General features: G+C 64.4%; 14 protein-coding genes. 9 read left to right on the forward strand and 5 right to left on the reverse strand.

The window, feature by feature from the left end:
• Window positions 1-89: 89 nt before the first annotated feature.
• On the reverse strand, window positions 90-1,130 hold the full coding sequence (locus E5198_RS17225; RefSeq protein ID WP_136491186.1) for a YafY family protein: 1,041 nt from the start codon (window positions 1,128-1,130) through the stop codon (window positions 90-92).
• An 84-nt stretch (window positions 1,131-1,214) separates the two neighbouring features.
• Here E5198_RS17225 and E5198_RS17230 point away from each other — a divergent pair, with 84 nt between their 5' ends.
• The 4 genes from E5198_RS17230 to E5198_RS17245 all read left to right on the forward strand — a co-directional run bounded on the left by E5198_RS17230 (window position 1,215) and on the right by E5198_RS17245 (window position 4,004).
• Window positions 1,215-2,057, forward strand: coding sequence for a tetratricopeptide repeat protein (locus E5198_RS17230; protein WP_136491187.1), 843 nt, complete (start codon window positions 1,215-1,217; stop codon window positions 2,055-2,057).
• A complete protein-coding gene (locus tag E5198_RS17235; protein WP_178084093.1) occupies window positions 2,054-2,677 on the forward strand; it encodes a hypothetical protein in 624 nt (207 codons plus the stop codon). The genes E5198_RS17230 and E5198_RS17235 overlap by 4 nt, the downstream gene beginning before the upstream one ends.
• Before the next feature lie 67 nt (window positions 2,678-2,744).
• Window positions 2,745-3,224 (forward strand): hypothetical protein, encoded by a 480-nt coding sequence (locus tag E5198_RS17240; RefSeq protein ID WP_136491188.1) that lies wholly within the window; start codon window positions 2,745-2,747, stop codon window positions 3,222-3,224.
• A gap of 60 nt (window positions 3,225-3,284) precedes the next feature.
• Window positions 3,285-4,004 (forward strand): hypothetical protein, encoded by a 720-nt coding sequence (locus E5198_RS17245; protein WP_136491189.1) that lies wholly within the window; start codon window positions 3,285-3,287, stop codon window positions 4,002-4,004.
• Window positions 4,005-4,760: 756 nt separating this feature from the next.
• Here the strand turns inward: E5198_RS17245 and oadA are convergent.
• Together oadA and E5198_RS17255 are read right to left on the reverse strand one after the other, a co-directional pair.
• Window positions 4,761-6,569: a sodium-extruding oxaloacetate decarboxylase subunit alpha gene (oadA, locus tag E5198_RS17250; RefSeq protein WP_136491190.1), complete on the reverse strand. Its 1,809-nt coding sequence runs from the start codon at window positions 6,567-6,569 to the stop codon at window positions 4,761-4,763.
• 10 nt (window positions 6,570-6,579) lie between these two features.
• Window positions 6,580-7,995, reverse strand: coding sequence for an acetyl-CoA carboxylase biotin carboxylase subunit (locus E5198_RS17255; protein ID WP_136491191.1), 1,416 nt, complete (start codon window positions 7,993-7,995; stop codon window positions 6,580-6,582).
• A gap of 265 nt (window positions 7,996-8,260) precedes the next feature.
• On the opposite strand from E5198_RS17255, the gene E5198_RS17260 reads away from it, so the two are divergent.
• On the forward strand, window positions 8,261-9,190 hold the full coding sequence (locus tag E5198_RS17260) for a LysR family transcriptional regulator (RefSeq protein ID WP_136491192.1): 930 nt from the start codon (window positions 8,261-8,263) through the stop codon (window positions 9,188-9,190).
• Window positions 9,191-9,196: 6 nt separating this feature from the next.
• Here the strand turns inward: E5198_RS17260 and E5198_RS17265 are convergent, their stop codons facing one another.
• On the reverse strand, window positions 9,197-9,421 hold the full coding sequence (locus E5198_RS17265; RefSeq protein WP_136491193.1) for a PA3496 family putative envelope integrity protein: 225 nt from the start codon (window positions 9,419-9,421) through the stop codon (window positions 9,197-9,199).
• A gap of 193 nt (window positions 9,422-9,614) precedes the next feature.
• Here E5198_RS17265 and E5198_RS17270 point away from each other — a divergent pair, with 193 nt between their 5' ends.
• Window positions 9,615-10,607, forward strand: a complete 993-nt coding sequence (locus E5198_RS17270; RefSeq protein ID WP_136491194.1) for a cytochrome-c peroxidase — start codon at window positions 9,615-9,617, stop codon at window positions 10,605-10,607.
• Window positions 10,608-10,628: 21 nt separating this feature from the next.
• Here E5198_RS17270 and hexR read toward each other — a convergent pair whose 3' ends face one another.
• On the reverse strand, window positions 10,629-11,510 hold the full coding sequence (gene hexR, locus E5198_RS17275; protein WP_136491195.1) for a transcriptional regulator HexR: 882 nt from the start codon (window positions 11,508-11,510) through the stop codon (window positions 10,629-10,631).
• Between the two features lie 138 nt (window positions 11,511-11,648).
• On the opposite strand from hexR, the gene zwf reads away from it, so the two are divergent.
• The 3 genes from zwf to E5198_RS17290 form a co-directional block, all read left to right on the forward strand.
• Window positions 11,649-13,079, forward strand: coding sequence for a glucose-6-phosphate dehydrogenase (gene zwf, locus E5198_RS17280; protein WP_136491199.1), 1,431 nt, complete (start codon window positions 11,649-11,651; stop codon window positions 13,077-13,079).
• A gap of 126 nt (window positions 13,080-13,205) precedes the next feature.
• Complete coding sequence (locus E5198_RS17285) at window positions 13,206-14,636, forward strand: aspartate kinase (protein WP_136491196.1); 1,431 nt, start codon at window positions 13,206-13,208, stop codon at window positions 14,634-14,636.
• Between the two features lie 146 nt (window positions 14,637-14,782).
• A partial coding sequence (locus tag E5198_RS17290) for a universal stress protein (protein ID WP_136491197.1) occupies window positions 14,783-15,419 on the forward strand: 637 nt, incomplete at its 3' end.

Consider the following 15,419-nt stretch of genomic DNA (forward strand, 5'->3'; position numbering starts at 1 on the left):
ATGCTGAGTTCGTGGTAAGACATGGCAACACCGTACCGGAAAGGTCAGGTGTTGCACTCAGTTTTTGCCGCCGCCCCTTTATCCGCGACTCACCCCTGGTAAAGCGCAGCCATGCGTCGTGCTTTCTCGCCGACTTCGTCACGCAGTGCCTGCGGAGCCAGGACTTCTATGCTGTCGCCCTGAGACAGTATCCATAGCTTCAGCCCTTGGCTTTCGACAATCCGGCACTCCAGAGTACCTCCACCATCAGCCCCGGGCTCCAGCACCTGCTCCGCGGTCAAGGCGTTTTCAGAAAGCCGTTCGAACATCGGCTTGTCCAGACGCAAGCGCAACTCGATAGGCGGCGCGTCCTCAGAGGTGATGAACGACTTTCCTCTCACCGCCTTGCTCATCTCGAAGCCTGCAGGGACTTCAGCATGCGCAGCCCCTTTGGGGGGATCGACACGCTTGAAGCGCTGCAGAGGCAAGGCGCGGACCTTGCGTTCGCTATCGCCATCGAAGGTGCACGCCAGATAAAGGTTGCCATCCTGGAACGACATCCCCAGCGGGTTGATCACCGCCTCCTGATCCCTGTGGGAACTGCGCGAACGATAGAGTACGCCAACCTTTCTATTGGTCACGACTGCATCTTTCAGATGGGAGAGAACTTCGGGACGGATCTCGGCAGGGAGCAGCTGCTGAAACCGCGAGTTGCTGACGAACTTCCTCGCCCAGTCACCAACACTGTCCTTGTAGCCCTGCTCGACGATACGCCTGGCATGCTGATAAAGCGGCTCCAGATCCTCAAGGAGGATAGTCGCGCAGAGGGGGCGGGCATGATCGATCAACATCATCAGGGACAGCGCCGTCTCATGGGGCAACATAAGCTCCGGCACCGACTTGTCCAGCCACCACCTCTTGGCCTTCCCATCCTCTACGCACTTGAGATATCCGAACTCCGGCAGCCCACGCAGCTTTTGCAGATGTCGCTCCAGCGTACGCTTCTCGATGGCGAAGCCGGCTTCCTCGACCTTAGCAAATAGCAGAGGTGTACTGATGGCATCGTTCCGTTTTCTAGGCAACAGGCTCAGAATACCCAGCATGCGAGCTGCGATGCTACCCGGCGGCTTACCTTTACTCGGCTTTGGCATAGAACTCTCCCTGTCGCCACATGCGACATGGTTTGTCGCACCCTTGTGGAAGAATATCAACCTCGCCTGAAGAGGGAAAGGTTCATGCCGCGCAAGGAAGGAATCGGCTACCTGCCGTCGATGCGATTGCCCACGCTTGAACAGCTGCGGATCACTCCCATGAGCGAAATCCAGCGTTACTGGATGGGGGTGGGACTGTCGACCTCGCTCTTCAGTGAACGGGTGTGCGAATTCGAGACAATCGGAGAATTTCAAGAGTATTACCGACTACTGCGCAAGGAGGCTCTGGCCGGTGTGGATAACGCCTGGAACGAGCTTGGCTGGCTGTGGATGAACGGCTTTTTCCTTGCGAAAGACCACGAACAAGCCGTCAGAGTGCTACAGATCGCGACACAATTCCAGTGCCCGGAGGCCCATTACAACCTGGGGCTGATATATGGTTATATGGGGAGCCCACATCGCAATCAGCCAGAAGCACTGCCCCACCTGGAACAAGCCTATGGACGCGGGATCTTGCTGGCGGCGTATTCCCTGGGCGAACTCTACGAAGGTAACTGGGTGGCGGAGCAAGGAGAGGTCGGCGTTTTCGTCGAGCCTGATCCGAAGAGGTCTTGGGAATGGTACTTGCGAGGCGCTCAGGGCGGGCACGTCTGGGCGTCGATGAAGGTCGCTCTCCGCCAACTGGAAGGCACTGGTTTGTCTGGCAGCGTAGAGGATGGCGTGAACCTTCTCAAACAAGCCGCCGAGTACGCACTCGGTGCAGAGCCGGCGGAAGCACTGATGGAGTTCTATTTGGTGACCCAACCCGGCAGCGACGAATACCACCACTGGCGCGACAGGGCTATTGCCATGAATAGCAGCCAGGCTAGAAGATACCGGGCCTACGATGCCCATAGGCAGGCCAGCGAAAAGGAGAAGCAGGCGTGACTAAACGTGGAACTACGATTACCGAGCTTTTTCGAGCCGTGCCTGAAAGCCGACTGGCCGAGGCGAATGACGGTTATCAACGCCAGAGCACGCTCCGCATTCCCAGCAATGTTCCCTACGTCGTGGACAATATATGGGAGTGGCTGCGACCAGCCTCGATGCCATCGCGCCGCCATGCCGTCTATGCCAGCCCGACACCCGAACTGGCGCTTGAGAATGCCAGCGCCCCGCTTGCCGACGGAGATCGCTACGTCGCATGCCGGGTGATTGTCGGCGCGGATGAGATCCGCGTCGCTCAACTCGAAGTGAGCGATGCACGAAACCATACGGATATCCGCATGATTACCCGCTGGCTCAGTCTTCACAGCCGGGAGCTCACTGAGAAGCCTCTGGCCGACAGGCAAAGACTGGCACTGCTGTTCAGTCCGGGGCTGCGGCAGGATGAGCTGGAGACTCTGCGACAACAGAGCCCGTTGATCGAACAGCTTTGCACTCATGTGCAGCAGCACTCGACGCTCTGGCGCACGGCATATTCCGTTCCCAACGCGACGACTGGGGAGCTCTTTTTTGAACTGCTAGGCTCCGCCAGCTACCGTCTTGAGCCAATTCAGACCGCCTAGTCCATGTGCATCCGTCAGCGCACGCGGATGCCGGTTGGTCTTATCACTTGGTGCCACAGGTGGGGAAATGCCTAAATTGTCGCAAGGCGATATATTTGAGTCCATTGAAAAATCACGAGATAGCCTTGCTGTTGTCTTTGGCCATATTGGATTTAATCTAATGAGCCAATACTGGAAAGCTTTTTCGGCCCGCCACCCACAGGTGGAAATGATTCGATCCCCTTTCAATGGGCTGCCCAATATTCCGGTTCAGCTATCCAACAATAGATGGCTCTGGTTTATACAGGGGGAGACAAACCATGGAATGACCGACGAACGCCTATTGAGTAATCTCGAAATGGCGTTTTCGTGGGCGTCAAGACAGCATATAAGGTTTGTTGTCACGAATGGTATAGCCGATACGGATCATGATAAAGATACGGCGCACAACCGGCAAAGCGACGAGAGAAGAGCGCGCTTCTTGGTTGATTATGCAAGGGGTGTGGAAGAAAAGCACGACATAAGGATTGAGCTTGTTAGTTTGAATGATATTTTTGTGCGCTCATGATGATCTGTTCTTGTTGTTATTACTTGGCTGGATTTCTTTCGGTGAAAGGAACTCAATAAAATGAGCCTGAGAGTTTTGCGCGGCGGCAAAATAATATACCAAGCAAAAAGTGGCGACTCTTTTGATGTGTCCAATAAGGCGATCGAATACCTTCTTGAGGGCGTTGAACTTGACCGGGATGTGCTTCTGATAGATCTGCTTCTGATTCTGAAGAAAAACCCTATTCTAATTCAAGTTTTCGCGCGACTTCGTGCCGAAGAGATCCTGGAAGATGCACTTGAAGGGCAGTTCAATGAGGGTCATGAATACGGCGTTGAAAATATCGAATATTTGGAGTTGGACTGGGGCTTTTCATTCAGAGGGGATGATCTTCTCTCAATCTGGCCGAAAATGTCTTTTTCTGGCATTGGCTATGAGTTGCAGGAACCGCTGCAGACCGACTATGCGGTTTTTCCTGCCGGTGCACGGCAGGATTGGGCCCTGGAGTTTTGCGCGCCCAGAGAGCTGGCAAGCTACCCAGTACGTATAAATTCTGGGATCAAGATGGAGCCCAATTGCCAGCCAAAATTGATCGACCTTGGTCGCCCTGACTTGGGAAAAGTGATTGAGGGAGTTCTTTACTGCCTTTCGTGGTTTGGTTCAAAAACCGATCGAGAAGAGACAAAGTCCAGAATACTCGCAGCGATCGAAGAAAATGATTTTCACGAAATCGATGTAGACGACCACCTCAAGGAGCTGGAGGAAATGATCGCGAAAATTGACGAAAAGGAAAATCCTTGACGCCGCGCCCATGCTGAGCACCGATGTTTATTGACCTGATCAAAGCATTACATACCCAGATTACACTCAGAGCCTGTGGAGGACCACCAGATGCCAATTCTAGCTCGCACCCCGGAACAGATCATGCGAGAGGAGCCGAGAGATCTGTACTTTATTGAGTTCGCCAGTGCCAGTGGTGAAATATTCCCCCTGGATCCGTTTCGGCACATTGAGAGTGGCCGACACCCAAGGCCGGACGACCCGCCTGGTCGCGCTGAATTGCTGGCGTGGTTGGAGGAGCACCTACCGAACATGAGAATAGAACCCCTGGCCCCCTACGAAGACTCTTGCGTTATCAGTGGGGGAGTGCTTGGCCGACTTCGTCTGGACTTCGACGAAGAAAGCCTACAAGTCTATGTTAAGCGCTGGGAAGACGCCGATGGCAAGCCTCTTGATCCACGTTTTGCCTGCTATGCTTTAAGCTATGTGCAGATGACGGATACTCTTAAATAGCTAGATAATGACCCTCGGCAGGGGGCGTCAGTATGCGTTTAGTTAAATGCATTGAGTGAGTAGGGTCGCGCGAAGGAAATTTACCTGTAAAACTAATCGCCATTAATGGTTTTTGTCGCAGTTTCATGAAAAGTATTTGGGTTTTTTCTGCTTCCGGTCGCTGGCTGGGCATATAGAGGCCGGCACATCAAACAGTCACTCCCAATGCGGCAGCAAAAGTTCAAGAACAAAAAAAGGGGAGCCATTCGGCTCCCCTCAAGGGACTTATTCTCCAATCTCGATGAGTACTTCACCGGGATTGACCCTGTCGCCCTTGACCACATGGATGGCCTTCACGGTACCGGCGATCGGCGCCTGCACCTCGGTCTCCATCTTCATCGCTTCGGTGATCAGCACCGGCTGGCCGGCCCTGACCACGTCACCTTCCTTCACCAGCACGTCGACGATGTTGCCCGGCATGGTGGTGCTGACGTCGCCCGGGGCGGCGCTCTGCTTGCGCTTGCCGCCGGCGGCGCCGCCGACGAAGGCGTTGAGCGGCTCGAACACCACCTCTTCCGGCATGCCGTCGATGGCCAGGTAGAAGTGGCGCTTGCCGTCGGTCTTCACGCTGACGCCGGTGATGTCGACGCGGTAGCTCTCGCCGTGCACGTCGACCACGAACTCGGTGGGCACGCCTTCCTGGGCGGCCGGGCGGCCGGCGGCGTCCGGCTGCGGCAGCAGGGCTTCCGGCTTGAGGGTGCCGGCGGCGCGCTCCTCGAGGAACTTGCGGCCGATGTCCGGGAACATGGCGAAGGTCAGCACGTCTTCCTCGGACTTGGCCAGGGCGCCGATCTCCTCGCGCAGGCGGGCCATTTCCGGCTTGAGCAGGTCGGCCGGGCGCACGTCGATGACGTCCTCGTGGCCGATGGCCTGGAAGCGCAGCTGCTCGTTGACCTCGCCCGGGGCCTTGCCGTAGCGGCCCTGCAGGTACAGCTTCACCTCGTTGGTGATGGTCTTGTAGCGCTCGCCGGCCAGCACGTTGAACACCGCCTGGGTGCCGACGATCTGCGAGGTCGGGGTGACCAGCGGCGGGAAGCCGAGGTCGGCGCGCACGCGCGGGATCTCCTCGAACACCTCGTTGATGCGGTGCAGGGCGCCCTGCTCCTTCAGCTGGTTGGCCAGGTTGGACATCATGCCGCCCGGCACCTGGTTGACCTGCACGCGGGTGTCGACGCCGGTGAACTCGCTCTCGAACTGGTGGTACTTCTTGCGCACGTTGTAGAAGTACAGGCCGATCTCCTGCAGCAGCTCCAGGTCCAGGCCGGTGTCGAACGGGGTGCCGCGCAGGGCGGCGACCATCGACTCGGTGCCCGGGTGGCTGGTGCCCCAGGCGAAGCTGGAGATGGCGGTGTCGATGTGCTCGGCGCCGGCCTCGATGGCCTTGAGCTGGCACATGGCGCCCAAGCCCGCGGTGTCGTGGGCGTGGACGAAGATCGGCAGGTCGATCTCGGCCTTCAGCGCCTGCACCAGCTCGGCGGTGGCGTAGGGGGTGAGCAGGCCGGCCATGTCCTTGATGGCGATCGAGTCGACGCCCTTCTCCTGCATGCGCTTGGCCAGCTCGACGAACGACGCGGTGGTGTGCACCGGGCTGGTGGTGTAGGCGATGGTGCCCTGGGCGTGCTTGCCGGCGGCCTTGACCGCCTCGATGGCGGTGCGCAGGTTGCGCACGTCGTTCATCGCATCGAAGATGCGGAACACGTCGATGCCGTTGACCGCGGCCTTGGCGACGAAGGCCTTGACCACGTCGTCGCTGTAGTGGCGGTAGCCGAGCAGGTTCTGGCCGCGCAGCAGCATCTGCAGGCGGGTGTTGGGTAGCGCGGCCTTGAGCTGGCGCAGGCGCTCCCACGGGTCTTCCTTGAGGAAGCGCACGCAGGAATCGAAGGTGGCGCCGCCCCAGACTTCCAGCGACCAGTAGCCGACCTGGTCGAGCTTGGCGCAGATCGGCAGCATGTCCTCGAGGCGCATGCGGGTGGCGATCAGCGACTGGTGGGCGTCGCGCAGGATGGTGTCGGTGACGTGGATCTTCTTGTTCATGCTCAATTCCTCACAGGCCGGCGTGGGCGGCGATGGCGGCGGCGATGGCCAGGGCCAGCTCTTCGGGCTTGCGCTTGACCGAGTAGTTGATCAGTTCCGGGTGGGCTTCGACGAAGCTGGTGTTGAACACGCCGCTGCGGAACTCCGGATTGCGGAGGATTTCCTGGTAGTAGGGCGCGGTGGTCTTCACCCCCTGCACGCGCATGTCGTCCAGCGCGCGCAGGCCGCGGTCCAGCGCCTCTTCCCAGGTCAGTGCCCAGACGATCAGCTTCAGGCACATCGAGTCGTAGTACGGCGGAATGGTGTAGCCGGTGTAGATCGCCGTGTCGGTGCGCACGCCGGGGCCGCCGGGCGCGTAGTAGCGGGTGATCTTGCCGAACGAGGGCAGGAAGTTGTTCTTCGGGTCCTCGGCGTTGATGCGGAACTGGATCGCGTAGCCGCGGTGGACGATGTCCTCCTGCTTGACCGACAGCGGCAGGCCGCTGGCGATGCGGATCTGCTCGCGGACGATGTCGATCCCGGTGATTTCCTCGGTGATGGTGTGCTCCACCTGCACGCGGGTGTTCATCTCCATGAAGTACACCTCGCCCTCGGCGAGCAGGAACTCCACGGTGCCGGCGTTCTCGTAGCCGACCGCGCGCGCCGCCTTGACCGCCAGCTCGCCGATGTAGGCGCGCTGCTCGGGGGTCAGCTGCGGGCTGGGGGCGATCTCGATCAGCTTCTGGTTGCGGCGCTGGATCGAGCAGTCGCGCTCGAACAGGTGCACGGTGTTGCCGAAGCTGTCGGCGAGGATCTGCGCCTCGATGTGCTTGGGGTTGACGATGCACTTCTCGAGGAACACCTCGGCGCTGCCGAAGGCCTTGGTGGCCTCGGAGATCACCCGCGGGTAGGCCTGCTCCAGCTCGTCGCGGCTGTTGCAGCGGCGGATGCCGCGGCCGCCGCCGCCGGAGGTGGCCTTGAGCATCACCGGGTAGCCGATGCGCTCGGCCTCGGAGAGGGCTTCCTCGAGGTCGGCGACGTTGCCTTCGGTGCCGGGGGTGCAGGGCACGCCGGCGGCGATCATCGAGCGGCGCGCCTCGGTCTTGTCGCCCATGCGGCGGATCACCTCGGCCGACGGGCCGATGAACTTGATCCCGCGCTCGGCGCAGATTTCCGCCAGTTCGGCGTTCTCGGAGAGGAAGCCGTAGCCCGGGTGCAGGGCGTCGCAGCCGGTCTCGACGGCCAGATTGACCAGCTTGCGCGGGTTCAGGTAGCCGGCCAGCGGCTCGTCGCCGAGGTTGTGCGCCTCGTCGGCGCGCTTGACGTGCAGCGCATGACGGTCGGCTTCGGAATACACGGCCACCGAGCGGATGCCCATCTCGGCACAGGCCCGCACGATACGCACGGCGATCTCGCCACGGTTGGCGATGAGGATTTTTCTTATCACGGAGGTCTCCCTCGGCTTGGGCTGGCTGACCGGCCGGTCAGGCCGCAGGTGCATTCACCCTAGCGCCGCGGGGTCGATTAAGAAAAATGAATATTTGTTAGGTTGAGCATAAACTACAACTTATGCATCGGCGGAGCGCCCGGATTTTCTGGGCTGCAGCCGGCCGCCCGGTCGCGGCCAGCCGCTCGTCGCTACATGTTGCAACCCGGTTGCCGAATGGTTGCAGCGCGCTGCCGAGTGCCTTTCTCCCGTTGCCGAGGTCCCCATGCGCAAGTCCCTGATGCGTCTCACCCTGCGCCAGCTGCAGGTGTTCCGCGCGGTGTGCGAGACCCGCTCGTACAGCCGCGCCGCCGAGGAGATGGCCCTCACCCAGCCGGCGGTCAGCCTGCAGATCCGCCAGCTCGAGGAGCTGGTCGGCCAGCCGCTGTTCGAGTACGTCGGCAAGAAGCTCTACCTGACCGACGCCGCCGAGGCGCTGCGCCGCGCCGGCGCCGACATCTTCGGCCGCCTGGAGAGCCTCGACATGCAGCTCTCCGACCTGCAGGGCTCGCTGCAGGGGCTGCTCAGCCTGACCGTGGAGTCCAGCGCCGAGTACTTCGTTCCCCACCTGTTCGGCGAATTTCGCCGCGAGCACCCCGAGGTCGGCCTGCAGCTCACCGTCGCCAGCCACGCCCAGGTGCTGCGCCGCATGGGCGTCAGCCGCGACGAGCTGATGATCCTCTCCCAGGTGCCGACCGGCATGAACCTGGAGTTCAACCCGTTCCTCACCAACCACATCGTCGCCGTGGCGCCGCCCGGCCATCCGCTGTGCCAGCGCGAGTCGCTGACCCTGCAGGAGCTGACCGCCTGGCCGCTGCTGGTGCGCGAGCCGGGCTCGGGCACCCGCCAGGCCTGCGAGCGCTTCTGCCACGACAAGCGCGCCCACTTCGCCCAGACCCTGCAGCTCGGCTCGCAGGAGGCGCAGCGCGCCGGGGTGCTGGCCGGCCTGGGCCTGGCCCTGCTGCCGCGCCATGCGGTGAGCCTGGAGCTGGCCAGCGGCCGCCTGCGCGAGCTGCCGGTGGCCGAGCTGCCGCTGCAGCACAGCTGGTGCGTGGTGTACCCGCGCGACCGCTACCTGAGCCCGGTGGCCAGCGCCTTCCTCGAGTACATCCGCGCCAACCGCGCGGCGATCAACGCCCTCGGCCAGCGCCTCTGAGCGGCGTCAGGCGCCGGGCTGGCGGCGTGCCTCGGCGCGCAGCGCGCGCACGTAGTTGACGGCGATCAGCTCGGGATAGTCGTGGATCTCCTGATCCAGGCGGCGCTCCTCGTTGTACAGCTCGATGGCCCGGCGGAAGGCCATGCGGCGCTGGTCCTCCAGCTTGCGGCGGGCCTTGGCGTCCAGGCGCGAGGCCTCGGGGTTGGCGGCGACAGCATGGTGGCGGGGCATGGCGTCTCTCCCATCGCGAATGATCCAGGGAGTTCGAGCATGCCGCAGGAGGAGTGACGGCTTGACGGCAGCGCGGTGACGCCGGCGTGACAGCTGCGCCTCCCGGCAATGACCTTGTTCAGCGCGAGGGCATTCGGCTACCCTGCGCGCCGCGAATCAATCCGCGACAACCTCATCGGAAGAGGAATGCACCATGCACAAACCCCTCCTGCTGGCTGCCGGCCTGCTGCTCGGCAGCAGCGCCTGGGCTGCGGCCCCCGCCAACGAACCCATCCAGCCGGTCGAGCCGGCGCGCATCACCGAACCGGCCAAGGTCGAGCTGGGCAAGCAGCTGTTCTTCGACCCGCGCCTGTCGAAGTCGGGCTTCATCTCCTGCAACTCCTGCCACAACCTGAGCCTGGGCGGCAGCGACAACCTGCCGACCTCCATCGGCCACAACTGGCAGAAGGGGCCGATCAACTCGCCCACCGTGCTCAACTCGGGCATGAACATCGCCCAGTTCTGGGACGGCCGCGCCGCCGACCTCAAGGCGCAGGCCGGCGGGCCGATCGCCAACCCGATGGAGATGGGCTTCAGCCACGACCTGGCCGTCGACGTGGTCGGCTCGATCCCGCAATACCGCGCCGCCTTCCGGCAGATCTACAAGACCGACCAGGTCACCATCGACGCGATCACCGATGCCATCGCCGCCTTCGAGAAGACCCTGGTCACCCCGAATTCGCGCTTCGACCGCTGGCTGGGCGGCGACCAGAGCGCCCTGACCACGACCGAACTGGACGGCTACCGCCTGTTCAAGGACGTCGGCTGTACCGGCTGCCACAATGGCCCGGCGGTCGGTGGCAACTCGTTCCAGAAGATGGGCCTGGTCAATCCGTACCTGACCAACAACCCGGCCCAGGGCGTCGCCGGGCTGACCGGCAAGGATGCCGACCGCTTCAAGTTCAAGGTGCCGACGCTGCGCAACGTCGAGCTGACCTATCCCTACTTCCACGACGGCGCCTACTGGAAGCTGGAGGAGGCGGTGGACGTGATGGCGCGCCTGCAGCTCGGCCGCCAGCTGCGCGAGGACGAGATCGGCAAGATCACCGCCTTCCTCAAGACCCTGACCGGCGAGCAGCCGAAATTCCCGCTGCCGATCCTGCCGCCGTCGGCGGCCGACACGCCGCGACCGCAGCCGTTCGAGTAACGGCTGGCGGCCCGGGCCGGCTCAGGCGCCGCCCGGGCCGTCCTCGGCCGGCTTGGCGGTCTTGGGCGACAGGCGCAGGCTGCGCAGGCTGCGCTTGACGCTCTTCAGGTGGTTGACCAGGTCCGGGCCGCGGGCCATGGCCACGCCCATCGCCAGCACGTCGATCACCACCAGGTGGGCGATGCGCGAGGTCAGCGGGGTGTAGATCTCGGTGTCCTCCTGCACGTCGATGGCCAGATTGACGGTGGCCAGGTCGGCCAGCGGGGTCTGGCTGGGGCACAGGGTGATCAGCGTGGCGCCGCTCTCGCGCACCAGGTTGGCGGTGGTCAGCAGGTCCTTGGAGCGCCCCGACTGCGAGATGCAGATGGCCACGTCGCCGGGTTTGAGGGTCACCGCGCTCATCGCCTGCATGTGCGGGTCGGAGTAGGCGGCGGCGGTCAGCAGCAGGCGGAAGAACTTGTGCTGGGCGTCGGCGGCCACCGCGCCGGAGGCGCCGAAGCCGTAGAACTCGACGCGCGAGGCGTTGGCGATGGCGTTGACCGCGCGCTCCAGCGCCTGCATGTCGAGGTGCTCGCGCACCTCCATCAGGGTGTGCAGGGTGGTGTCGAAGATCTTCAGGCTGAAGTCGGCCAGCGAGTCTTCCTCGTGGATGGCGAACTGGCCGAAGCTGGCGCCGGCGGCCAGGCTCTGCGCCAGCTTGAGCTTGAGATCCTGGAAGCCCGTGCAGCCGATGGCGCGGCAGAAGCGCACGATGGTCGGCTCGCTGATGCCGACCTCGTGGGCGAGGTCGGCCATCGAGCTGTGCATGACGGAAGCCGGGTCCTGCAGCACGTAGTCGGCGACCTTGAGCTCCGACTTGCGCAGCAGGGAGCGGGATTGGGCAATGTGTTGCAACAGATTCACGGGGCGGACTCGGGTTATGATCGGCCAAAGCCGGAGGTAGTGACCTTGTAGTTATACTACAAGAACTGCGCCAGCGCCCAGGCAAACCGCATCGGAGAATTCCCCGTGCCGTCCCCCTCTCCCGTTCTTCCCTGCGACATGCTGGTGTTCGGCGGCACCGGCGATCTGGCCCTGCACAAGCTGCTGCCGGCACTCTACCACCTGCACCGCGAGCAGCGCCTGCCCGCCGATCTGCGCATCCTCGCCCTGGCCCGCACCGGGCTGGACCGCGACGCCTACCGCGCGCTGGCCGAGCGCCGCTGCCGCGCGCAGATCGCCCGCAGCGACTTCGACGCCGACACCTGGCAGGGCTTCGCCGCGCGCCTCGACTACTTCGCCATGGACGTGTCGCAGAGCGCCGAGTTCGGCCGCCTGGCGCGCCGCCTGGGCGAGACCTGCGCGCGGGCGCGCATCTACTACCTAGCCACCGCGCCGCAGCTGTTCGCCCCCATCGCCGCCCACCTGGCCGTCGCCGGGCTGGCCGGCGCCGACACCCGCATCGTCCTCGAGAAGCCCATCGGCCATTCGCTGGAGTCGGCGCTGGCGATCACCGGGGCGATCGGCAAGGTGTTCGACGAGTCGCAGGTGTTCCGCATCGACCACTACCTGGGCAAGGAGACGGTGCAGAACCTGATGGCGCTGCGCTTCGCCAACGCCCTGTTCGAGCCGGTGTGGCGCGCCGGGCACATCGACCACGTGCAGATCAGCGTGCTCGAGACCCTCGGCGTGGAGAACCGCGGCGCCTACTACGACCAGGCCGGCGCCATGCGCGACATGCTGCAGAACCACCTGCTGCAGCTGCTCTGCCTGGTGGCCATGGAGGCGCCGGTGCGCTTCGACGCCGAGGCGGTGCGCAACGAGAAGGTCAAGATTCTCCAGGCGCTCAAGCCGCTGAGCGGCCTCGACGTGCGCGACAAGACCGTGCGCGGCCAGTACGCCAGCGGCCGCATCGGCGGCCAGGAGGTGCCGGCCTACTACTTCGAGAAGCACGTCGACAACGACAGCGACACCGAGACCTTCGTCGCCGTGCAGGCGGAGATCGACAACTGGCGCTGGGCCGGCGTGCCCTTCTACCTGCGCACCGGCAAGCGCCTCAAGCGCAAGTGCTCGGAGATCGTCATCCAGTTCAAGCCGGTGCCGCACCGCCTGTTCCCCGGCGCCGCCGAGCAGGCCAACCGCCTGCTGATCCGCCTGCAGCCGGAGGAGCGCATCAGCCTGCAGCTGCTGGCCAAGACCCCGGGCAAGGGCATGACCCTGGAGCCGGTCGAGCTCGACCTCAACCTGGCCACCGCCTTCTCCCGCCAGCGCCGCTGGGACGCCTACGAGCGCCTGCTGCTCGACGTCATCGAGGGCGACCCGACCCTGTTCATGCGCCGCGACGAGGTCGAGGCCGCCTGGCGCTGGGTCAGCCCGATCCTCGACGGCTGGCACCAGCACTACCAGAAGCCGCGCCCCTACCCGGCCGGCTCGACCGGCCCGGAGCAGGCGCACAGCCTGCTCGAGCTGGCCGGCCGGCAGTGGCACGACTGACGGCCGCGCGGCGGCTGACCGGCGCTGCAGCCGGGCGCCGCAGTGCCGTGCTACCCTTGCCCCGCCATCATTCCCGCGGCTTCCCCCGGCGGAGCCGCTCGTCCACGACGCCAACGCCTTAAGAACATGCATACCGTAGAAAAGATCGGCGGCACCTCGATGAGCCGCTTCGAGGAACTCCTCGACAACATCTTCATCGGCCAGCGCCAGGGCGACGCCCTGTACCAGCGCATCTTCGTCGTCTCGGCCTACAGCGGCATGACCAACCTGCTGCTCGAACACAAGAAGACCGGCGAGCCGGGCGTCTACCAGCGCTTCGCCGATGCCCACAACGAGGGCGCCTGGCGCGAGGCCCTGGAAGACGTGCGTGCGCGCATGCTGGCCAAGAACGCCGAGCTGTTCGCCGGCACACCGGAGCAGGCCGCCGCCGACGCCTTCATCGGCTCGCGCATCGACGACGCCCGCGACTGCATGGACAGCCTGCAGAAGCTGTGCAGCTACGGCCACTTCCAGCTCACCGAGAACCTGATGAAGGTGCGCGAGATGCTCGCCTCCCTCGGCGAGGCGCACAGCGCCTTCAACAGCGTGCTGGCGCTCCAGCAGCGCGACGTCAACGCGCGCCTGGTCGACCTCAGCGGCTGGCAGATGGAAACCCCGCTGCCGTTCGAGGAGATGATCCGCGCCAGTTTCGCTGGCATCGACCTGTCCCGCGAGCTGGTCATCGCCACCGGCTACGCGCACTGCGCCGAAGGCCTGATGAACACCTTCGACCGCGGCTACAGCGAGATCACCTTCGCCCAGATCGCCGCCGCCACCGGCGCCCGCGAGGCGATCATCCACAAGGAGTTCCACCTCAGCAGCGCCGACCCCAACCTGGTCGGCGTCGACAAGGTGGTGACCATCGGCCGCACCAACTACGACGTCGCCGACCAGCTGTCCAACCTCGGCATGGAAGCGATCCACCCGCGCGCCGCGCGCACCCTGCGTCGCGCCGGCATCGAGCTGCGCATCAAGAACGCCTTCGAGCCCGAGCACGCCGGCACCCTGATCAGCCAGGACTACTGCAGCGCGCGACCCTGCGTGGAGATCGTCGCCGGGCGCAAGGACGTCTTCGGCCTCGAGGTGTTCGACCAGGAGATGCTCGGCGACCCCGACCACGACATCGAGGTCAGCAAGCTGCTCAAGCAGCTCAAGCTGTACGTGGTCAACAAGGACTCCGACGCCAACAGCATCACCTACTACGTCACCGGCTCGCGCAAGCTGATCAACCGTGCCGCCAAGCTGGTCGAGGAGCGCTACCCGGCCGCCGAGGTGACCGTGCACAACGTCGCCATCGTCTCGGCGATCGGCTCCAACCTCAAGGTCAAGGGCATCCTCGCCCGCACCGCCAGCGCGCTGGCCGAGGCCGGCATCAGCATCCAGGCGCTGCACCAGTCGATCCGCCAGGTGGAGATGCAGTGCGTGGTCAACGAGGAGGACTACGCCGCCGCCATCGCCGCGCTGCACCGCGCGCTGATCGAGCCGGAGAACCACGGCGACGTGATCGCCGCCGCCTGACGCGCTGCAGGCCGTGCCTCCCGGGCGCGAGGCACGGCCATTTTCCCTCCCCCTCCTTGCGCACCGGACGGCGCGGCATCCGTGCTATGGTCGCGGCAGGTGGCCGTCCGCCACGGCCGAGATCGCCGGCAACAAGGAGAACGCCCATGATCCGTCTGCATACCCTGCTCGCGCCCACCGACCTTTCCGCCCCGGCGCGCCAGGCCGCCGAGCGCGCGGCCCGGCTCGCCGCCGACGGCGGCGCCCGTCTGGTGCTGCAGCACGTGGTCAGCAGCGGCGCACTGGACACCCTGCGCCAGCTGTTCGGCGTCGCTCCCGGCGACCTGCAGCAGCGCCTGCTCGACGAGGCGCGCGAGGAGCTGCGCGGGCTCGGCGCCGCGCTGCACGAGCACTGCGGCGTGGACGCCGAGCTGCACCTGGGCAGCGGCGCGGTGGCCGCCGAGATCGCCAGCGAGGCCGATGCCCTCGACGCCGATCTGCTGGTGCTCGGCGCGCGCGGCGCCAGCCTGGTGCACGATCTGCTGCTCGGCTCGACCACCGAGCGCGTGCTGCGCAAGACCGGCCGCCCGCTGCTGGTGGTGCGCCGCGCGGCCGCGCACGCCTACCGGCGGGTGCTGCTGCCGGTGGACTTCTCGGCGCGCTCGCGCCAGGCCATCGCCATGGCCCGCGCGCTGGCGCCGCAGGCCGAGCTGCTCCTGCTGCACGCCTTCGAGGTGCCCTTCGAGGGCCGCCTGCGCCACGCCGGGGTCGGCGAGGCGGAGCTGGCCGCGTTGACGGCCAGCG

The sequence above is a fragment of the Pseudomonas sp. A-1 genome, assembly GCF_004801855.1.
Taxonomy (GTDB): Bacteria; Pseudomonadota; Gammaproteobacteria; order Pseudomonadales; family Pseudomonadaceae; genus Geopseudomonas.